This is a genomic window from Sphingopyxis sp., assembly GCF_016704835.1.
Lineage (GTDB): Bacteria > Pseudomonadota > Alphaproteobacteria > Sphingomonadales > Sphingomonadaceae > Sphingopyxis.
On the sequence record NZ_JADIZJ010000021.1, the window covers coordinates 676,816 to 698,400 of the forward strand.

Annotated in this window: 13 protein-coding genes, 1 tRNA gene and 1 pseudogene; 3 read left to right on the forward strand and 12 right to left on the reverse strand. The window is 60.3% G+C overall.

Annotation, left to right across the window (positions count from 1 at the left end; translation table 11 throughout):
- The first annotated feature begins 28 nt into the window (after positions 1-28).
- Genes IPF76_RS18375 through IPF76_RS18385 form a run of 3 tightly spaced genes read left to right on the forward strand, consistent with a single transcriptional unit; the run spans position 29 to position 3,994 of the window.
- Positions 29-1,732, forward strand: a complete 1,704-nt coding sequence (locus IPF76_RS18375) for a site-specific integrase (protein ID WP_293846921.1) — start codon at positions 29-31, stop codon at positions 1,730-1,732.
- Complete coding sequence (locus IPF76_RS18380; RefSeq protein WP_065847803.1) at positions 1,729-3,564, forward strand: hypothetical protein; 1,836 nt, start codon at positions 1,729-1,731, stop codon at positions 3,562-3,564. Before IPF76_RS18375 ends, IPF76_RS18380 begins: the two co-directional genes overlap by 4 nt.
- Positions 3,551-3,994, forward strand: a complete 444-nt coding sequence (locus IPF76_RS18385; RefSeq protein WP_065847809.1) for a hypothetical protein — start codon at positions 3,551-3,553, stop codon at positions 3,992-3,994. The genes IPF76_RS18380 and IPF76_RS18385 overlap by 14 nt, the downstream gene beginning before the upstream one ends.
- Here IPF76_RS18385 and IPF76_RS18390 read toward each other — a convergent pair.
- The 12 genes and pseudogenes from IPF76_RS18390 to IPF76_RS18450 form a co-directional block, all read right to left on the reverse strand.
- Positions 3,978-4,877: a zincin-like metallopeptidase domain-containing protein gene (locus IPF76_RS18390; protein ID WP_293846929.1), complete on the reverse strand. Its 900-nt coding sequence runs from the start codon at positions 4,875-4,877 to the stop codon at positions 3,978-3,980. The two genes, IPF76_RS18385 and IPF76_RS18390, sit on opposite strands and share 17 nt — an antisense overlap.
- Positions 4,878-4,879: 2 nt before the next feature.
- Positions 4,880-5,683, reverse strand: coding sequence for an ArdC-like ssDNA-binding domain-containing protein (locus IPF76_RS18395; RefSeq protein ID WP_366499742.1), 804 nt, complete (start codon positions 5,681-5,683; stop codon positions 4,880-4,882).
- Between the two features lie 557 nt (positions 5,684-6,240).
- Positions 6,241-6,636 (reverse strand): ATP-binding protein, encoded by a 396-nt coding sequence (locus tag IPF76_RS18400; protein ID WP_366499743.1) that lies wholly within the window; start codon positions 6,634-6,636, stop codon positions 6,241-6,243.
- Complete coding sequence (locus IPF76_RS18405) at positions 6,518-7,144, reverse strand: hypothetical protein (protein WP_293846931.1); 627 nt, start codon at positions 7,142-7,144, stop codon at positions 6,518-6,520. Before IPF76_RS18405 ends, IPF76_RS18400 begins: the two co-directional genes overlap by 119 nt.
- The gene (locus IPF76_RS18410) at positions 7,057-8,262 is read right to left on the reverse strand and encodes a DUF262 domain-containing protein (protein WP_293846933.1); all 1,206 of its coding nucleotides are present in this window, start codon (positions 8,260-8,262) and stop codon (positions 7,057-7,059) included. Before IPF76_RS18410 ends, IPF76_RS18405 begins: the two co-directional genes overlap by 88 nt.
- A gap of 3 nt (positions 8,263-8,265) precedes the next feature.
- Positions 8,266-13,683 (reverse strand): AAA domain-containing protein, encoded by a 5,418-nt coding sequence (locus tag IPF76_RS18415; RefSeq protein WP_293846935.1) that lies wholly within the window; start codon positions 13,681-13,683, stop codon positions 8,266-8,268.
- The gene (locus IPF76_RS18420) at positions 13,680-16,418 is read right to left on the reverse strand and encodes a DNA methyltransferase (RefSeq protein WP_293846937.1); all 2,739 of its coding nucleotides are present in this window, start codon (positions 16,416-16,418) and stop codon (positions 13,680-13,682) included. The genes IPF76_RS18415 and IPF76_RS18420 overlap by 4 nt, the downstream gene beginning before the upstream one ends.
- A gap of 78 nt (positions 16,419-16,496) precedes the next feature.
- Positions 16,497-17,150: pseudogene (locus tag IPF76_RS21010) on the reverse strand (type IIL restriction-modification enzyme MmeI); the annotation flags it as partial.
- Between the two features lie 57 nt (positions 17,151-17,207).
- A complete protein-coding gene (locus IPF76_RS18435) occupies positions 17,208-18,329 on the reverse strand; it encodes a Fic family protein (RefSeq protein WP_293846943.1) in 1,122 nt (373 codons plus the stop codon).
- Between the two features lie 736 nt (positions 18,330-19,065).
- Positions 19,066-19,734 (reverse strand): hypothetical protein, encoded by a 669-nt coding sequence (locus IPF76_RS18440; RefSeq protein WP_293846945.1) that lies wholly within the window; start codon positions 19,732-19,734, stop codon positions 19,066-19,068.
- A gap of 254 nt (positions 19,735-19,988) precedes the next feature.
- Positions 19,989-20,073, reverse strand: a tRNA-Leu gene (locus IPF76_RS18445).
- A 61-nt stretch (positions 20,074-20,134) separates the two neighbouring features.
- Positions 20,135-21,421 carry a site-specific integrase gene (locus IPF76_RS18450; protein ID WP_293846947.1) on the reverse strand — a complete coding sequence of 429 codons (1,287 nt, stop codon included), beginning with the start codon at positions 21,419-21,421 and terminating at the stop codon, positions 20,135-20,137.
- Positions 21,422-21,585: the final 164 nt, after the last annotated feature.

Consider the following 21,585-nt stretch of genomic DNA (forward strand, 5'->3'; position numbering starts at 1 on the left):
GAAGCCGCTGATCGGCAATCCGGGCGCATTGCTGGTCAATGTCGTAGATGCCGACGGCCAGCTCGAATGCGCGTTCGACTTCTCGATCTTCGATCGGCCGACGATGGCTGCCGAGTGGGCGCTCGCGTTCCGGCATCACTATGCTGCCAAACAACCGGCCAACAGAGGCTCAGCGTTCCGTACTTTGAAGTTCTGGTTTGCGTTCCTTGCCGAATACGATTCCGCCATCTTAGCCACGCGCGACGTCGATAGCGGCATTCTCAATGCGTTTATCGTTTGGCTCGGCACGAGGCCCTGGAGCAAGGGGTCACGGTATACTGTCTGGTCGATCATCAAGCAGCACATGGCCTGGCTCAAGCGCAACCGGCCCGACCTGGTTCACCCCGAACTCGAAATCCCGTTCAATCCGTTCCCCCGCAAGAATGCGGAAGCGCGCCAGCGTGAGGCACTGAGCCGTGATGAAATGGAACGCGTACTCACGGCGGCCCATCGGGACATCGAAACAGCCTGGGCACTGTTCGAGGAAGGCCGCGCTGCGCTGGCTCGGGTCGATCGCAAGGCCATTGTCTCCGAACCCGACCTCGCCAAGCTCGATCTCGACGATATCGGGGTCATGCTCGCGGTGATCGACGGTCGGTTCGGCGGCGTGCCACCCAAAGTCGGCGACATGTTGAGAAAGGGCGCGGGCCTCTGGCATCTCCACTTCGCCATGATCCGCCACGGTGGCATGGGCGAAATCGCGGGGCGGCTGTTTGCGCTGCCGGATACGATCGTTGCCTATATGGTCGCCATCGGCGCGCAAACCTTTGCAAATGCCGAGGCGCTCAGGCTGATGCAGCGCGACTGCCTGAGCGAGCATCTGCTGCTCGAAGGCAGGGTTCTGGTCAGTTGGCGCAAGGGGCGCGCGGGACGTGAACAGCGCCGCAGCTTCCTGCGCGACAAAAGCTCCTCGGTGCCCGTGCTGATCGATCAGGTTCTGGCTATGACCGAAAGGCTGGTGCCGCATACGCCACGCCGCGACCAGAATTATCTCTTCCTCACCGGGATGATACACGGGTCTCGCAGAGTCGGTGTGATCCCGGGCTATCTGGCCACGAAACTTACCCGGCGGTTTGTGGAGCGCCATGGCCTGCTGGGCGACGATAGCAAGCCGCTCAAACTGACGCTGGCGGCGCTGCGCGCATCGGGGCTCACACTAGCGCACGAGCGGCTCGGGCATGACATCCTGAAGACGCAAGTGCTGGCCAACCATGCTACTCCAGACACGACACAGCGCTATGTGGACCGGCCCCGCGTCCGAAAGGCGCAAGCGCTGGCAATCGGCAGGTTGCAAGCCCGGTTTGTGGAAATGGTCCGGGGCGATGCCGAATCCCCGCCCGGGATGGAGGTGCTTCCCGATCTGCGCCACGCGACCGCAGCCGGATTTATCTGTAGCGATCCCCTTGCCGGCGTTGCCGAGGGACAGCGCAAGGGCGAGCTGTGTACGGCCTGGCTCGGATGCTTCACCTGCCCCAATGCCGTGATCCCGCTCAACGAGGACGTGCTGGTTCGCCTGCTGGCGACGCGGGCAGCGCTCACCGACGCGCGTGCCGCCATGGCTCCCGAACGCTGGCGGCTGCTTTATGCACCCAAGCTGGAAATCCTCGAGCGCGATATCCTGCCCCGGTTCTGCGAGGCGATGCTCGAAGCAGTTTCGAGGATGTCACTGCCGCAGCTGCCGCCAGTCGAATGAACCAGCACCCCCACCCACTCACGCAGTCGTCGCCATCCTGGGAGGATGCGCGGCTTTCTCCGTGGAGCCGGTTCGGCGACGATGAATGGCGGCTCGATATCCGCACTGCGGGTCGCCGCGCGGATCAGAAGCGGTTCAGTTGGGCGTTGGCCATGCCGGAGCACACGCGCATCGGGAACAGTGATCATGTTCAGCTTGTCCGCGCCGCCAAGCACTTCCTCTGGTCGATGCACTATCATCCTCCATCAGGGCGCAAACGGTCGTCTCCGGCGTCGATCCATCACAAAGCAATGTTGCTGCGCGCGCTGCTGGAATGGATGGCATGCGAAGGACACTCGCGCTTTGCCGGGATCGATCCAGCTTCGGTCGAACAACTCTGCAAATGGTTGCGCTGTCGTCCTGCACGCGCCGGCGGAGACAAAGGCAATATCTCAACTGCCACAATCACGAACTATCTGCTCGTGATCAAAGACCTTTATCGTCAGCGAGAAAAGCTGAACGATGCGCCACTGGTCGATCCGCTGCCGCTGGAAACGACCTATGAGGCCGCCGGCCACACCAGGGCGACCAAGGGCGTCATACCGTTCATCCCCGAAGACGTGGCCGTTGCAATCCTGAGCGAAGCCCTGCGGTGGGTCGAGGAGCATGGCGATACGATCGTCGCAGCCGAAACGATCCGCCGCGAAGCGCGAGCGCAGGGTCTGCGGCGCGGCAAGCGCCAGGCATCTGACCATGTTAGAGCGGCGCTGAGGCTCGCATCGCTGGCCGGACCATCGGGCGAACGGCTCGATGGCGCCTATGCAGTTCGGCACGCCGCCGTCCACCTCGTCGAGGCGTGCTATATCTTGATCGCGGGCTTCGTCGGGATGCGGTCGAGCGAAATCCTGTCAATGAAAACAGGGGCAATCGAGCATCACCCGATCGGCGGAACCGGCGTTAATCAGGCATATGTCGTGTCCCGGCTGTTCAAGACTGTCGACGATCTCGATGGCCGTAGGGAGCGCTGGGTTGCCCCGGCACCGGTCGTGCGCGCGGTGGAGCTGCTCGAGCAGCTGAGCGCGCCGCTGCGCGAAGCCTCGGGCCGCGACGATCTGTTCCTGGTGAAGAACACGCAGTATGGCCAAATCGTGCCGGTGACGCACATGCATATCGCCTGGCGCATCAATGACTTTGCGCGGCATGTCGGCATCCCCGATCATGATGGGAAACCCTGGAGGTTCAGCACGCACCAGTTCCGCAAGACCTTTGCCCGGTTTATTGCCAGGCGCGACCGTACCCAGCTTCTGGGCCTGGCCGAGCACTTCAAGCATGCTTCCGTTGCCATGACCGCGCGGGGCTACGTCGGCAACGACTTCGACCTGCATGGCCTCATCGACCACGAAGCCCGCGCCGAAACCGCAGCCGCACTCGATCGCCTGCTCGCCGCGAAACGGCTCGGCGGCAAGATGGGCGAACGTATCGTCGCCGGAAACGCCCGGTTCCGCGGCCGCGCGGGCGAACAGGTACGCCGAGACTATGTTGCGTTCATCCTCAAGGAGACGGATCTTCGCATCCATGCCTGCGACTATGGCTGGTGCGTGTTCCAGCAGGAGACCTCCCGCTGCGGCGGCGAACTGCAACCGAATGAGGCCGGACGAGCGCCGGCGGTCTGCCTCTCATGCGCCAACATGGTGATCGAAGCGAAGCACGGAGCCTACTGGCGGGATCGCCGGAGACGCAATGCTGCGCTGTTGCCGGAGGCCAATCCGATGACGGCGGCCGTGCTCAATGAGGCGATCGGACAATGCGAGCGGGTGCTCACGCAAATCGGAGATGACGATGGGCAAGGATGATCAGGGGCAGCGCTGGCAATCCGCGGCAAGGAGCTACCGGGCGGCGCTGGCGAGGCTGGTGCGCGGCGAAGGGCGCCACGCCGACCATGCGGGACGCGTGGTGAAGATCACGCCGACTTCGGTCGCGCGCGAAGCGGGACGCAGTCGCAATCCGCTCTATACGAGCCATCGGGACATCCTCGACGAGATCGAAGCTGCCGCAGGACCAGGCACGCCCGCACGCGACCTGGCAGCGCGCATCGCCACGCTCGAGACCGAGCTGACGCACCTCAGGGCCGATGCCCGGCGTCACGCCGAGGAGCGGCGCGAACTCGCCAGCGAGAACCTGACGCTGTTGCACCGAGCCCGAAGCGCAGAGGATCGGCTCACGGCGCTCCTGCGGCGAATGCCTGAGGCACCCACCGCAGGTGCCATCATGCAGCCACGCTGAGTTGTTCCGGCTGCTGCATATGCATCCAGTCAGCTGCCGCCTGGGCTTTGCTCGCCAGCGTGAAAATCGCGCGAGCATCGGCCTTGAGCACACGTAGCCAGGACGCGATGTACGCCGCATGGTCCGGTCGCGGATGGTGTGCGATACCGAGATCGGCCATGACCAAGGCGGCTCCCAGATCTGCGATGGCCTCCTCCGCTGCATATCTGTCCGATCCGAACCTGCCGAACAGATCACGGTCGCAGCGGGACGCCGCTCCTGTGGCATGCAGGCCTTCATGGAAAAGCGTGCCATAATAAGCGGCAGGCTCCCTGAACTGTGCGAAGGGTGGCATCTGCACGCGATCTTCCGAAGGAATATAGTACGCCTCGTTGCCGCCATGCCGGCACTCAATGCCAAGGTTGCCCCAAAAGATATCGGCGTTCCGCATCCGCGCATCGTCGGACAGGAGATCGATGGTTGGTGGAGCATAGCCCTCGACCTGCGCCTCGTTGAAAACGCTGTACCCCCGCGCAAACATGCGAGCGCGGCCCCGTCCCTCTTGCTCGGAATCGCGATCATCGGCATCCTCGCCGCGATCGTTGACCTTCCAGAAGACAATCGTGGTGGCCTGCTCGCCCTTGCGAACCTGGGCTCCCAGCGCTTGCCACTGACGATAGCTGGCCCAGCGTCCGGAACTGTAGCCTGCAGCCTGCGCCGCGATCCACAAGCTGAGAATATTGGATCCCCGGTAAGCCTTGCCGGTACCGGCGTTGACGGGGCGCGAGGTCGCTGATCCATCGTGATGCCACGGCATTGTCCACGAACCCGCCCCTGCCTCGATGGCGGCAACGATCTCGTTGGTGACGCGCGTGTATATATCGGTGCGTTCTTTGCTGCGCATGATCAGGACTCCCGTCCTGAAATCGCACAGCAGGCCGTACGATGGTTGGGAAACAGCAGCGCGCAAAGGCCATCGACTGTCCTCGAAATGAGGACACTTGCGATGTTACATACCTCATGCAGGGCCGTGCGGTAGAAGTCGATTTGATGGGTGAACGCTGGTTGCGGCGGCACCTGCACATAATCGCCGCCAATGTCATAATAGGCCTGCGCCCCGCCGATGCGGAAATCTGCGCCCGTCGCGGCAATCAATGCCTCCGCGCTGTCATGCTGTTCGCGGGGCGGTAACGGTGTGGGGTCGGCTGTCAGCCGCTCCGGCAGTCCGTCACACTGCGCGGCATTGAATACGACAAAGCGTTTGAGGAACGGAATGGAACGGGGTTCACCCTCTGCACCTTCGCCCCGCTCGCGCCCATCGTCGGGGGTGAAGCGGTCGGCGTAGAATATCGTATGCCCGCGCTCACCTTTGCGGACGCGTCCGCCAGCGGCCAGCGCCTGCCGGAAGGTCAACCAATCTTGCGACGGGTAGCAGCCTTCAATGACCGCGCCCCACAGAATGAGAACATTGACGCCCGAATAGGGACGCCCCGAAACCGCGTTACGGGGAAGACCGGGCACCGCTGCCGCCGAGTTCCACGGCTGCGCCCAAGGGAACAGGCCCGCCTCAAGCTGGGCGATGATCTTCGCCGTCACCTCGTCGTAAAGCGAAGCGCGGAGCGTATCGCCCCCGCGCGCGGCGCGCAGCCCCGCCTTGGTCTTCTTTGTAGCTGGGCCACCAAAGCCACGTTTCCGATTGCCAACCGCCATCACAGCCTCCTCGCCCCAAAACCACACCGCCCCCGGAGAGGGGGGTGGGCGGCAAAGAGCGACCAAGAGGCCCGCCGCGATCAGGCGCACCTGTAAGGCTGTAACAGAGTGAAAGACCCGCTTGCGGGTTGCGCCTGAGCGCGACGGGCCTAGCCGGAAGCGCCGCCCATCCCCCTCTTCGGGGACGGCCACAAAAGCGCCGGCGCACCCGCGCCGTCCGCAATCAGTCGAATATCATTGAAAGAATATCGCCGCGCAGCGGCCTAACAAAAAGCGGCACCCTTGCACGATGCGACGCCAGCCGGACGTCCTGCGCCCGGGCCTGTGGGCCAGCGGGCGTCCGGCCAGGAGTGAGGCAAGAGTGCCTGCGGGTCAGCCAAAAAACGCCGCACCCTCAGGAGCGCGCAGCGCGGGACAGAGTGCGTCCTTAGAAAATCCCGCTCATTTGCCCGCGCTCCCGATCGTCACCCGAAGGGCCAAGACTACAGGCTTGGTTCGCGCTAGCGAATAGAGCGGGTTGCCGAAAGGCAGCGCAACGAAGCCGCAACTCGACAAATCTAAGCAGCCTTGAATCTCTTCGACAGGAAGGCCGGGATTTCGCTTAATGGCATCTCTGGCGACGAATTGCCGCTGCGAACATACAGCCTCTCGTAACCGACGCCATTCTTGTCTTTGCCGGACACGATGATTGCCGCATCGGACGGACGAACCTCGATCTGACAGATTTCGACACCCGCAACCTCGGGGAAGCTGATCTTCAATTTTCCAGCCGTGAAGTTCTGGCCGAAGGCGTGGGCGAACAGATTGCGCAAATGGATCTCAAAGCGATCCCTGTCAGCGTCGCCGAGGCACGCGAAATCCTGCTCCAGCCCCACTGCGTCGCCGCTGTCGGCCACACCGATGAGCAAGGTTCCGCCATCGAAGCTGTTGCCGAAGGCCGCAATGGTCTTCACGACCACCGTTACGAGTTATATGTTGACCCGGCCTTCGTTCACGTCCCAGCGCAGGGTTTGCTTGTTCGCGCCGCTTCTCCAGGAAGCGTTCATAGTTTTCCAGCTTCCAAAGCTCGGGATCGTCAGGGATGCACTGACGCGCCAGCGAGTCCGGATTCTTGTCGGCGATTTCGGCGAGGTAATCCTCCGCGTTGGTCGCGCTCTTCGTGCGATTGGCTATCTGCGTCAGAATTGCCCTGTTGGTGATTTCCTGTGCGAGCGCATATTTGATGCGGTTGTCGGTCCCGTATCCGGCAGCCTTGAGCTTCGAGAACGGGAAAATATGATCGTTCTCAAGCGCATATTTCTTACCCATCGACTGCGAGAGCTTGATGCCGGTCGTGAAGCAAGTCGCTCCCTTGCTTTTGAAATACCAGCGCATCATCGGGTAAAGTGGGTGCGAAATCGCCCGGCCGACGAACTCGTCCGGGCTGATTTCAAGGGTCCGCTCGTCCTTGATGATCTGCAACAGGTCATCGAACGGTTGGGCTGATCCTTCACAACCTTGAGGTCGCGATCAAGCTTTTGCGGAAGCTGGCTGACGTATCGCGTCCGGATTTGCGCGTAGTAGAACCACTTGACCAGTTTCTTGATCTGCAAGCCGGTCAGATGCCCGTCCTGCTGGAAGCAATAGGCAATGATCGGGACCAGCGCGTAAATCGAGTTCACCTCGTCGGTGTGATCGATGAAGGCGTGGGATTGCATGATGTTGGCGACATAATCGAGCGTCTGGGATCCCAGCTTCTTCCATGCCTCTTGAATCGGCCCGTCATTCTTCTGATCATGCAGGAAGTGCATGTTCGAGCCGGAGTGATACAGGCAGGCAAGCAAGGCATAGACGATGAAATCGAGCTTGAAGGTGTATCCGCGTTTCTCCAGTTCGGTCAGCTTCGCCTTGAAAATGTCGCGAGCCTGCGGCCAGTATCCGGAAATCTGCGCCAGGGCCAACTCCGCCTCGGTCAGCGAAACGCCGCTGGCGTTCACCTTGTAAAAGATGTCGATGGCTTCGCGGATGCTCGCCTTCACCGGGATAGTCTGCTCGGGAAATTCCCGGTCTAGGATGTTCTCGATGGACTTCACATTGTCGTCGATCAGGTCGTCGCGCTCACGAGGGACCTCCTCGCCCCTGTCCTCCAAGGAGCGAACAACATCCTTGGCCCGGACCTTGCGCTGGAAAATGTCGGTCAGGTTCTGCCAACGCGGATCATTCTCCATCTTGAGTTTCTTGTAATATTCCAGCTCCCGCGTTTCGACGTTCACATAAAGGCCGCGCGTGTCATTGAGGATTTCCGGGGCGGTGTAATAGGGCGGCAAGTCGCCGCGAATGAGCATGTAAAGTGTGGTCAGCCTTTGCTGGCCGTCGAGCAAAATGCGGACGGCACCCTGCTTCTCGTTGTATTTATGCGACCCCTTCAATTCCGGCGGCGTGTTGGTTTCCCAGGTCAGCATGGTGCCGGTCGGATATTCCTTGATCAGTGAGTCGACGAGTTGCTTGGCATCATCGCGCTTCCAGACATATTCTCGCTGAAAGGCCGGAACAAAGAGCTGTTTTTCGTCGATCTTGTCGAGTGCCTGAGAAATCTTCACCGGTTATTCCTTCAATTCCTGTGCCTGCTGCTCATCGCCGATGCGTCGATGCTGCCCAACACCCACATTTTCCACCAGGCCGCGCGCATACAGGGAGTTGCTGCGGCCCGTTCGGGTCAGCGCGTTGTTGACGAGCTCTTCCCATTTTTCCTCCCGAGGACGGGACGGAGAACGCTGCCGATCGCCCGGTGTCAGCAGCACTATTTCGGGAATCCTCTGCTTCAATTGCGCATTGGTCCAAATTTTCCCATCGCTCATGAGCTGGAGGATGACCTCCTGTATCTGCCCTTCCGTCGTTCGCAATCTTTCAATTGCTGGCGCAATCTTAGGATCTGGCGTGAGGCTATCTTCGGCGACAGGAGTGTCATTGATCAATGGCAGGTGAATGGACGATTCTGGCGATGCCTCACTGACGTCCGCGTTTGGCGGATCTTGCTCATCCCTATCCATTTTGGCGGGTTCCTCCGCAGAATCGTCAGAGCGCCATTCTTTATATTCGGTGTAAACGGTGGATCGCCGATCGGCAGCTCTGGGTTTGATGTCCAGCGAGTCCAAGAGCCTGCATAGTTCTTCGAGAACTGCCTGCCGTTCACGAACGAAGCGCGATGCAAAGCAGCGCCAAAATCGCCATCCGGCCCGCTCAAGGGTTCTCTGGCGCAGCATGTCTGCGGGCCATTGCTCGGGCCCATGATAGCGGTCACCGTCGCATTCGATCGCGAGGCGGCGATCATCATCACCTTCAACCACGATGTCGATGCGATGCTGACCGACACGCACCTGCGTGTCGAGGGCATATCCCCGATCGTGCAAGGCATCGAAGACCTCGCGCTCAAAATCGGATTCGCAGCGCAGCCGGGCGTCGGCAGCCTCTTCGGTATCATTGGGAAATGGAGAGCGAAAATGTTCAAGCAATGCCCGGCGCAATTTGTCGCTGGGGCTAAGTTGATCCAATTCGATTGAACGGACGAGGATCATCCTCTCCCGCGCTCGGGACGCTGCGACGTTGAATCGTTGTTCAAAAGGTAGACCGCTTAAAGCCGCGGCATTGCCTGGCGTCGCGACCATGGAAAGGAACATGATATCGCGTTCGTCGCCCTGAAAAGTTGCAGGGTCGCCCACCCTGACCCGGTATTTCTCGATGAAGGGAATTCCGAGCTCGTTTTCGATCCGGCTGTAGATCAATGCCGCCTGCTCGGTTCCCAGCAGGGTCGTTACACCAATGGTGCGCCCATCGAATGATGGGTCGCCTGCGATGCGCTGCAATTCCTCGATAATATAGTCGGCTTCTGGCGGATTGGTTTTGCCGCGCCCTTTGCGATATCCATCGACAACTAGAACATCTGACAACACAGGATCGAGCCGCTCCGATGCCTTTGAGAGACGCAGAGGGCACAGTTCGTTGCGATAAAATTGCCGCTTCGAAAACTCGATGATGGGGGCGGCGCAGCGAAAATGCTCGCGCAACATGAAGCGATCCGCACCGAAAATGACGCTCGCGAGGTCGTATAGTGAACTTTCCTGCCGCATCGGCTCAATGAACAAGGGAACTTGTGCCGAAAGATGCCGAAGTGCGAGCGTGTTGGACTGCTCCATGTTCAAGCCGACATTGTCTGGGCTGACCTGTTTGTCATCGCCAACAACGAGAATCTGTTTTGCGCGGAAGAGCGCGGGGAGCGCGGACAAGGTCGACTGCGAGGCCTCATCAACAATGACCAAATCGAAGATGCCCAGTTCGGCAGGCAGGGATTCCGACACGCGGCTGTGCGGCATAATCCAGCAAGGCAAGGCACTTTTCACGGCGTCGGCGGCGTTGCGCGCGGTTTTGCGGTGACGATTTGCGCTCTTGCCAGTTCCGCGCCCGATCTTGCCAACGGCAACCGCATAGGCGGCTAAGGCCTGCATCACGCTTGGAGAGGCCTTTTCCTTGAGCGCCCGCCAGGTCCGCTGTTCGATCGTACGGATGTAAGTCTTGGAAAGATCGGCTTCCGCTTGCTCACGTTCTTTATGCAGTTGACGCAATCGGGCCGATTGGTTGGAATCGTCCAGCCAACGGTCAAGGCGTCGCAGTCGCCAGCGCTGCCGCCAATCGCCAGGGCAAAGTGGATCGATAGCGCCCGGCGGAATTGATAACAGTTGCTCGGCCCACAGTGGAGCGCCGCTTTCATTGATCTGGCCAGTCACGGACCGGATCGCTTCCCAATCTTGTTGAAGCCCATGCAAATGGGCGATCTGCGCCGAGCAGCGCGCGACATCTGTCGCCAGATCCGGCCTGGGAAGGGCTTCATCACCAATTCGAGCAGCCAATGTCCGGACATCGTCATGGACAGGACTATCGCCGCGACCAATTGCCTGAAGCAGCGATTTTCGCACTGAACGCGCGGCCTGCAACCGGGCCAGTTCGAGGTGAATGTGGAGACAGTCGAGAACGTCACCCGGATCGGTGTGACGGCTGATCGGCCCGCGCCAGCGCGGCAGTAGGGCGCGAACTACGTGTGTCAGATGCTCGGCTTCGCTTTCAAGCGATGACAGCGCATCGAGGCGGTCAAGCAGGTTCAGGGCTTCTCGGCCCGCTGCCGGACCGGTCACCGTGATCGGGGGCAAGCCTGTGCCTGAGCAAGCATGATTCCAGCTCTGAACGAAACCCTGCGCCCGGTCGGTCGCATCAATGTATCGCGCGATTGCGTCCCAATCGCTGGCCGCCGAGGGAGCCATGCCCTTGAGTCTGACCGCCGCAATATGGGTCTTGGTCGTACGTGCGAATAGACCGGCAATGGTGCCGAGACCTGTGCCGCCTTCGGCCAAGTCGGCGACGCTTGTGCGAAAACGCGGATCGTCGAGACAGGATTCCGGGAGCCCGACAGGCCTGGTGAGAAAGAAGCGCTGATCCTCCTCAAGCCCGCTGGCCTCATCGCGAAGCTGGAACAAGGCTTCGCGGATCGGGTCACCCGCATAACTCATCAGTTCCGAAAGGGCTGTGTCGAGCGCACCGACAGAATTGGTAAGGTCCAGGTGGCGTTGATTCCACTTGGTAAGTTGCTGCTCGATTGTTTCTGTCAGCGTTATCGTTTCAGGCTGGGTATCCAGCAATCGCCACACCGCACCATCCGCTATCGTCTGCTCTATGCTCGCCGCCTTCTGGAGGCTGTCATGCGCAGCCAGAATGGCATCGACGTCGGCCAGCAAGTCGACCGGTGGCAGCGTCTTGCCAAGATAGGACAGGTCATCGCCAACGGCTTGCCGCGCGACGCGCAGGGCGGCGATGTCTTCATCGCCAAAGCGCAGGTCGAACTGCGCTGCCGGACCGATCGCGTCTGGCAACCAGGTCGCATCCTCCCCAGCGGCCAGCACTTCGCGCGCGGCGTCGAGTGATTCGATCCGTTGCCCGTCCAGTTCCAGCTTCGATAGTGCCGTTCGGCCGATCTGTTCGGTTTCACGATCATTCCCGGCGAGCTGGCGATGCAAACCGTCGATCTTGGCTTCCAGGCTGGCGATTTCAGCGTCGAGTTCGGATTTGCGCAGGTGCTGGAGCCGTTCCGAAATAAGATCGACTGATCCGCGAAACTGGCGGAGGCCTTCACGGTCGCTGTCGAGCAAGCTTACCGCCAATGGGCGGATTTGCGGGGGAAGCTGGTCCTGTAGCACGCGCAGGGCGGGCGACTTCTGCGAAGTCACCAGCACCCGCCGCCCTGTCGCCAGATAGTGGCTGATGATATTGGCAATCGTGTGGGTTTTACCGGTTCCGGGGGGACCCTGCACGACAACCCCATCGCGCACCGCAAGACGCTGCGCAATCTGGACCTGCTCGGCATTGAACGGCTTCGGGAAAAAGAGCTCTTCGCCGCTGCCATCAGAGGACGTAGCGCCAGGAATGCTGTTGATGCCCCGGAACGTCGGAAAATTTTCGTCCTGCAAATCGCGCGACGGATCGGTAAACAGCGCCGCGATGGCGGGCGGGATCGCTATGTTGCCTTCGCTGTTTTCGAGCAAATCACGAAACGCCAGCAGGTCAGCCATCAGCTGGGTTGCTCGCCGCTCGCGCTGCAGGAAGGCAAAGCCATCTGTGATGCGCAGTTCTGGCCCCGGAAGAGGCAAGGGTAAGGGGCTGCCATCCTCACCGCTGGCATAACTCGCGCCCGGATCGAGCAAGGCGGCGGCATTCTGCAGGATCGGCTCGAACGTAGCGCGAATATAGGGCGAGAGGGCATCGTCCTCCAGCTCCTCGATGTGGCGCACCGCCTGCCTTCGCCAGACGTCCACTTGGGCAAGTCCCAAGGCGTCGAGCGGGTCAGCCTCCACTCCGGGTCGGGCTTCGGCCCTCGGAACGAGGGCAATGACGTGGCTGATTGGATCGAGTTCGATGTCCAGCGGAATAGTTAGCAACGGATAGAGCAGCCACTTGCCGCTGCGGACGAGCGTGGCATAGCCCAAGCCGCAAACCAGTTCTTGTGGGATGCCATCGGGTGCAGCCAGAGCCTGTCGCAAGGCGAAGAGCGCGCCGTAAAAAGCAATCGTCTTGCGGCGGGGCACTTCGGCGTTGACCCAGTCGGCCCACGGCCCGGCGACATAGGCAGCCAGTCTGTCACGCACTGCGTCGGTTTCGGCGTAGTCATCCAGGTCGAGGCCGGCTGCTTCGTCATCCCGTACAATTTCGGCTGCCTGACATTCGGCTGCTGTCAGCCGCTCGCGCAAGCGCGGCTCGCGGGCAGGGTCATCTGACAGGACCAACCAGGCCTTGAGGCGCTGGTCGGCAGGTTCCGGCGGCGGTTTTCGATTCAGGCGATCAACGGTCAGAAACGCGACATCTTCGCCCGACACCCGGTTGAAGGCGATGCCTGGAAGTGCCGCCAATTCGTCATGCGTGCGGTGGAGTGCGCGATGATCGGCGACATCGGTAACGAGCTTGAGCTTGTCCTTTTCGACCGCGATTACATAGTCGATCAGGTCCAGCATTCGCGCCAGGATCAGTGGATCTTCCGCATCGGCAGTTCGGGGCGTGGCGGCGTGCATGGGACTCCGGTCAATCTGAACTGTCGGCTCCGTCAATTCGGATGCAGGCGGTTCTTGAATATCTAGCGGCGCGACGGGAGCGCGAGCCTGAGCCGCTGGCTCCGGTTCGATCTCCAATTTGGCTCGAATGGCTTCCAGGCGATTTCGGCGATGGATTCGCGGATGTGCATGGCCCGAATCCGGGCGCGGCGTGTCCGGCAAAGCTGAGGGGGATGTTGGTTGCAGGGATAAACCCAACTCCAATCCATCGAGAATGGCCGTTATCTTGGCGCGGAGGCGAAGAGCACGATCCGTCTCGCGATGCTGCAACTCGGCGGCGATGATCTCCAGCCGCTGCCGATCAGAGCGATGCTCTTCGACACGTTGCTCAAGCTGGGCAATCGAATCCTGGAAATGGGGCCGTGACTTGCTCACGCAGCAAACCGCCCGTCAGCCAACTTCCGCGCCTGGCCGATGGCGGTGAGCGCGTCCAGCACTGGGGTAACGCCCTTGGCGTTGGTGCCCTTGATAGCGCGGGCGATTTCGCTGGGATGTTTGGGTGCCTGCGATGCGGCGAGGATCGCGGCAACGGTGCTGACCTGCTCGGCCAGCGTCTTGGGCCAGGGGATGATCGTCGCGGTAGCGGCGGCGGGAGCATCGCCGAGATCGAGCGTGGCGTTGACCTGCGGCGCGACAGCGCCGGGGGCCTGAAACTCAGGGCGGAGCCAGCGGATCAGACCCTTAGCCTCCTCGGCGGCGCGGATCTTGTTGAGCGCCACGAGCCGGGTGAGGATGTCTTCGTCCGAGAGATCGGAGGGCCAGCCATAGGCTTCGGCCACTGCCGCGTCGATCGCATCGTGATGCTGACGAACCAGCGTCACCAGACCGCGATCATGGATGTCGCGTTCCTTTTCAGTCAGCGTGCGGCCCTTCCCGTCATTGGCGCGCAGCGCCTCCAGCACATTGTATAGCCCGGTTAGGGTTAGGTCGTCGTGACGCTCAAGCACCTGCTTGCGCAAGCCGTCGAGCGCCTCGGCCTCGGCACGAACGCGGGCTTTGAGCGGCTCGGGGACTTCGTCCGGGAAGGGAAAAGGGTCGAAGCAGCGATAGCTTTGGTATCGCGGCCTGTTCTCAAGGGTGCCACCAAGGTTCAGTTTCCAAACGACATGCGCTCGCGAACTCAGAACTCCCAAATGGAAAGCATCGGAAGTGCTGAACACGATCACAGACCCGTCAAATTGATTGGCGATTGGGTCAGCAAAAACGAATGTTGCGTGCTTGGAAACCTCGGACGTTGCGATGACTCGCGATAGGCCAGAGATTGCCTTGCGCATCGCTGGGCGCGGTTCGGCGAAAATCCACCAGTTGTCGCGATAGCTCTTCCGCTTCAATTCCTTCCGAGAAGGTAGAACAGTGTTGAAAAGACGCTGATAGAGCGCTGGTTGTTCGGCCTTCAGCTTCATTTCCGAATAACCGAATACATCAATAACGTATCTGTTTTGCAGGCGGCGCGTAATGTCGTTTCCTGCGATGAGGCCGGGAAGCAGCTTCGGGTTTGCGCCAGCCGTAACGAACTCTTCGCGTTCGGCTGCTGTCAGGCGAAACCCGTCACCCGCGAGCTTTACGCCCATGAAGCACATATCTTGGTTGGCCTTCAGAGCGGCAGATGCAAATGCCGCTACGCCAACAGAAAGATCAGGATTGATGTAGCCGCGTTCTTCGGCACTGATCAAAGCTTTGCCATCATCCGATACCGCCAATCGGCGACCTTCATGGACGCCAGCGGAAACAACCGTCATTGCGACGCGAACTGCGGCGTCTGTCTCGGGATCTCGCCACGGATGATCTGCCACAACAAACACGATGGAAATTGGATCTGCACTTCCAAAGGCAGACGCGATCATGGCCTGACCTGCCGATTGGCTGAGCGAATTTGTCGTTATCAATCCAGACCGACGAATGAGCCTTTGACCGGCTAGCTCCGCCGCCTTGGCCCACCAATAGGACACAAAATCGCTGTCACCCGGCAGGTTGTCGAAAGAATTGCGAAGTGCTTCAAAATATCCGTCTCCAAGACGGTCTCGAATTTTCTTGCTCCCGATAAACGGTGGATTCCCTACAATGAAATTGACCCTTGGCCATTTGGCCTGTTTCGGCTTGACGTAACGCTCCACCTCCACCCGCGCATCCTCGTCAGGGACATTCTTGCCCGTCACCGGATGAACCTTCATCGTCTCGCCATCCCAGCGGGTAAGCGGCTTCCCATGTTCGTCCCGCTCCAGAACCTTCTTGTCCCAAGTCAGCAAAGCATCACGGTTTTCGATGGTCTTCACGTCGCGCAGCACCGGTTCGGGCGGCACCTTGCCTTCGCCATTCACCCGGAAATGCCATTGCAGATAGCCGATCCACAGCACGAGCTGGGCAATCGCCGCTGCACGCGGGTTGATCTCGATCCCCAGGAAGTTCTCGGGCGTTATGGTGTGCCCGCTCAGCTCGGCCACCGCCTGTTTCTCACCTTCGGGTTCGAGTTCGGCCAGCCGCCCAATGACTTCGCCCTCCAGCTCCTTCATCCGGGCGAGCGCGACATAGAGGAAATTTCCGGTGCCGCAGGCAGGATCAAGCACCTTGACCTGCGCGAGCTGGGCATGAAACTTCTCAATCACGGCATGGGCTTCATTCGCCTTGCCCGCCTCGATCAACTGACCGGCGGCGGCCTGCACGCCGGCCCAATCTGCGCGCAGCGGTTCCATGATCGTCGGCATCACCAGCCGTTCGACATAGGCGCGGGGCGTGTAATGCGCGCCCAATTTAGCGCGCTCCTTGCCGTCGAGCGCGCGCTCAAGCAGTGTGCCGAAGATCGCCGGTTCGACATGGTTCCACTTGTGCGTCGCCGCCTCGATCAGCAGGCCGATTTCATCGGCATTGAGCGCGATGGCGGTGGTATCCTTGAACAGATAGCCGTTGAAGCGCAGTACGGTTTCGCCCGCCTCGCCCAGCACCCCGGCCAGTCCGCCCTTGTCCATCGCCTGCCACAGCGATGACAGGTTCGGCGCGAAATTCTCCGGGCGCTTCTTCATCCGGGTAAGGAAGTTTGTGAAGCTGCCTTCCGGGATCAACTGCACATCTTCGGCAAACATCGTGAACAGGCAGCGCATCAGGAAATCGGCCACGCGCGTAGGGTTCTGCTCGCGCTTTTCGAGTCGCTTGGAAAGTTCTGCCAGATGCCCGGCAATCTCGCGGGTGACGCGCGCGGCTTCCTTCGACGGGTCGAGGCTGAGCGGGTCGGTCCAGATCGTGCCAAGGCGGGCGCGGACATCTTCACTCCGCAAATCGTCGAGCGCGATGCGGAAGCGGGCAGCATCGGGGAACTGGGTGTATTGCTTACCCGTGCCGCTGAAATCGGCATAGACATCGATGCAGTGGCCGACATCGGTGACGAGCAGGAAGGGCGGCCAACCGTGATCGATCGGCAGCGCCTTTGCATAGCGTTCGGCCTGCCCGCGCGCCTCGACCATCGCCTTTGACCAGGTGGGTGTGCCGCGCCTGGCGGTGCCGCGCTTGAAGCGCACGGCAGCGGTCTGGCCGAAAATGTCGAGGTCGGCTTCGCCTTGTTCGGCGGCCTTGCGGTCAGCGTCGCTGCCCTGCTTGGCTTCGAGAACGAAGCAGTGGCGCTTGTAGGCGTCTATCCGGCCGAAACTTTCGGTGCCGTCGGCTTCCTTCTGGAACACGCGACGCTCGAACACATAATCGTTGTGGGTGTCATCGGTGCGACTTCCCTTGGGCGGATCGACGCCGATCAGCGCGCAAAGACCGTTGACGAAACTTTGCGTGTTCGCGAGTTCGGAACCGCCGGTTGGCGCCCATTCGGCAATGAAGGATTCGATTTGATCGTTATCTGACACGGATTGTCTTTAGACGTCGTGGGCGATTACTCGCAATCGACAAAGCAGGCATCGCATTCATTTGCCTTGAACTTCGGTATCGATAGCAAGCCGATAACGTGCATAGCGACGCTCACCAGCCCGGATCAGCGCACCCTTCCCGACAAGATCCACCAGATCGCGGGTCGCGGTGGCAAGGCTAGCCCCGGTGATCGTCCGGTAATTCCCGGCGCTCAACCCGCCCACAAATCCGTCCGGCCCTTCGCGGAACAAGCGAAGCAGCGCCTTTTCCTGCCGTTCGTTGATTTGCCCGCGCAAACGATCGAGCAGCCGGGTCTTGTCGATCAGGAAGCGGATGCGGGTGATCGTCCGTGCCTGCGCCTGGATGACAATATCGGCAAACCATGTCAGCCAGGCGTCGATGTCGTTGCTCTGGCTGCCGAGCTGGAGCGCGGCGTAATAGGCCTTGCGGTGGCGATTGATCGTCTCCGCGAGTGCCGTCAGCGTCGGGGTTGCGAGGTTTTGAGCCAAGGCCTTTTCCGCAATCGCGCGTCCGATCCGGCCATTGCCATCCTCGAAGGGATGGATGCTCTCGAACCACAGGTGCGAGATCGCGGCGCGGGTGATCGCGGGTAGCGGATTCGGTGACGATGGCGCGCTGTCGTTGAACCACGCGATGAACCGGGCCATTTCCAGCGGGACGGTAGCGGACGGCGGTGCCTCGAAATGCACACGGGGGGCGTGAAGCGCGCCTGAGACAATCTGCATGGCGTCTTCATGCGTCCGGTAGCGCCCGACATCGGCAATGTCGCGGCGACCGTTCATCAGCATGGCGTGCCACGCGAACAGAGTCTGGTCAGCAAGCGGCACGGCGTGGTTGCGATAGACATCGGCCATGAGTTCGGCGGCACCGGCCTCGGCCGCACTGGCGCGACGCTGATCGGCGGCAAAGCCCAGATGCCGCGCGAGCGACGACTGTACGCTCGCGCGGTCGAGAATTTCACCCTCTATGGCGGAGCTATCGACGATCTCCTGCGAGATGAGTTCGATGGTCAGCCCATCGCGCTCATCGGCGTCAAGGTGATGCAACGCCCCAATGACGACACCGGACCCTTTCAGGAATTGCTCTTCCGACACACGGATGCGATCCGCGTCGAAGCGGAAATCGGGCCAGTCGGGAAGTTGCCAGTTCCAGCGCATGATCGACAGGATGCCTTTCTATCAATCACGATGTAGCATAAAAATGATTGATAAAGCGATAGCCAATCGATCAGAGTTGCCTCATTCAGATAGACGAAAAGCCGCTCGCCTACATACCGCACACTACCCACAGAACAATACCTCAGTTCCCTTTACGTTCTCGATTGCAACAGCTAAGACTTTTGCCGTGCGAGCCGCGCAGCATGTCGGCAACTGGGCACGGGATGGAAACATGAGCGACGAAAGAATTGCTTTTGGCGTTTGCTTGCCCGGCGAAGACACGGCTCCCTGTTCGGCGCAACCGAAAGCCCCTCCTTCATACGTTGAGGAAGTGCTGATCGGAGTTACGACATGTGAGGTTAGGATGAACGATAGCAACCGACCAAATCCAGGCACTTCGACGCAACCTAAAGCTCCACCGACACAGCCAAAGCCGCCACCTCCGCCGCCAAAGCCTAGCAAATGACTAAGCGAAACACATCTCGACCTGGGACAATGGCTCAAGATTCGGCACAGCCAAAGCCGCCGACACAAACGACGTCCCAACGTCCACCACCCCCTAAGCCGAGTAAATGACATGGCCGGAAAAGAAGATTCCGATAGCTTGGAAAAGGCAAATACGCCCAAAGCGCCCCCACCACAGCCTGCGCCAGCACCTCCGCCCCCACCGCCGAGCAAGTGACTTTCATGGACCGTCTTAGATCAGATCAGGAAACGGAAAAGCGGTCCCAATCGCCTAAGGCACCGCCGCCTCCACCGCCGGAGACGCCTCCACCCCCGCCGCCGAAGGTTTAGCGCCTTTCAGCATTCGCAACGAAACGCGGCGGATTTTGTTTGCCGGAACATAAGTCAGCTTATCCCCATGATGGAGGTCGTGGACATCGGCGTCTTCGACAAAATCTTCGCCTGGTCGGCATTTGTGAGTGGCATAGATCGCCACGTCGCCATTTGGGCCGAGCACACACGGCCCGTAAGGCGCTTGGGCGAATTTCCGGGTGTCATCACAGAACAGCCAGCTATCGTCATCAAGCTGGATGCTTATCTGACTCACATAGGTTCGGCTATTATGCAGCGTTATTTTCGACCACGCGCTGGGCGTTTCGTCGGACCACGATAAATCGCCTTTACGGATCAGCCACTGCACACCGTCAGCGATCCAGTATCGCCACAGCGCGCCCCCGATCAGCGAGGCCAAAATGGCCGCAGCGATACGCCAGACTCCATAAGTCGCGGGGAGCAAGGCGAGGACAGAAGTAGCGCAAAGACCAAAAGCAACGGTCCGAAACGCGGTGTCTATTGGCTTATGATGGTCTTTTATACCGAGATAAGCGAGAGCATATGCGAGATAGCCGCTCCCAAGGGCAACTTGAATCTCCAAGGGCAGGCTGAGAAACTTTTCATCCATGGTGGATAGTTAACCCGATCTGGTCCGTCTGCACAGGGATTGCTGACCCAAACTATCTTGGAGTTCAGATAGCGCTTCGCGGAGCCGATGTGGGCGATGGCCGAATCCCGTCCGGGATTCCAATGGCCAGCATGACAATGCCGTTCGATTGTCATTTCGCCTGACGCGGGGCGCGGCCCGTATGGGCCGCCATACCCCGCTCGGGCATGATCCCGCCACCGTGCGGTGTCGTAAATGGATCATGCCGAGAGGGCTGGTGCGGGCGGTGGGAATCGAACCCACACTCCTTGCGGAACGGGATTTTGAATCCCGCGCGTCTACCAATTCCACCACGCCCGCGTTGCGACAGCCCTATAGCGCCGCGATCAAAATGCGCAACGTCAAAAGCGAACTATGCAGCTTATTTCGTTGACTTCGCTACCTTCTTAGCAGTCGCAACGGGTTTGGGGCGCACTTTGCGAACATTGACTGCCGAGGCGTCAATGTTGTTCTTCAAATGCCGTCCGTAATATTTCTCGATCATCTCGACGCTGGTGCGGCAGTTTTTGGCGACCTGATAGATGTCCGCACCTTCGAGCAAGCGAAGGCAGATGTAAGTATGCCGCAGACTGTAGCAGGTGCGGATATGACCATCGCGGTCAAATTTCAGGTTAAGCTCGTCGAGTACGGTGTTCATCAACTCGCGCGGCGATTTCCCAAAAATTCGGTCGGTCGGCTTGAGTCCCTTACGCTTGCGAACCCGCTCGAAAGGCATAATCGCACCCGGCATCGACTTGCAGAAGCCGACGCCACGCTTACCGCGCACCTCGATTTCCAGGATGCGCTCGCCGGTCGATTCGTCATTCACGATCTTGACGTCGCGCAGCTCAAGGCGCGATGCCTCATCGGGCCGAAGCCCAGTGTTCCCCATGAACAGCACATAGTCGTGAAAGGTCTCGCAGACTTCGCGCCAGCGCGGCTTGGGCGGGTTCTTCGCCCGCTCGCGCGTCGCCTCGTAGAGCAGCTTGTATTCCTCGGGCGAGAACCAGGCGCGATGCTCCACTTTGCCAGACGTCTTGTAGGGTGCGGACATATCCGGGATCGCCGCGATCCAATCCTTGCGATTGGCAGTCTTCAATATCTGCCGGAGCGTGACGATCTCGTGGTGCAAGGTCGCGCGAGCCGGTTTCTTCGGCTTGCCGGTCTTGGCGTCGAGCCGCGACGATTGGCGGTGCGCGCGATATTCCTGAACCTTACCCGCCGTGATTTCCTCCAAGGGGGTATTGCCAAAGAAGGGCATCAGGTGAACGCGGATGATGTCGGACTTCGATTTCACATAGCCGGCATTGCGCTCGCCCATTGTGATCACCTCGAACTCACTGGCAAACGCCTTGGCAGCATCCTCGAAGCTGGGGCCAATCGGCTTTGGACGACGACGGCCTTCCACAACCGCGCCCGGCTCGGCGGCAACAGGCTGGGCGGAACCGCTTAACAGAGAGACGCCGCCGCGACGGCGCTGACGGTCTTCGACGCAGCGCTCCATATACCAGTCGCGCGCGAAATCCTTGGCGGCGGCAAGGCTCTCCTCCTTGGTCGTCTGCCGGTGATTGCGGCTGCCGAGGTAGGTCGAGCATTGCCAGAAACGGCTCCCCACACGCCGATAGACGTGGAGCGCGCCGTCCATCAAAATATGGCTCTCAACGGGCATTGTGAAAACTCCAAAGTGTGTAAGACTTGTGTAAGTCTTTTTCGGAGTCTTGGCCTTGCTCAAACCGTTGGTTTTACGGGGTTTTTGGCTAATTTTTTTAGGTAGAAGGCGATTTTGAGTGCGGCGCGTCTACCAATTTCACCACAGGGGCCCGTGGACGGCGG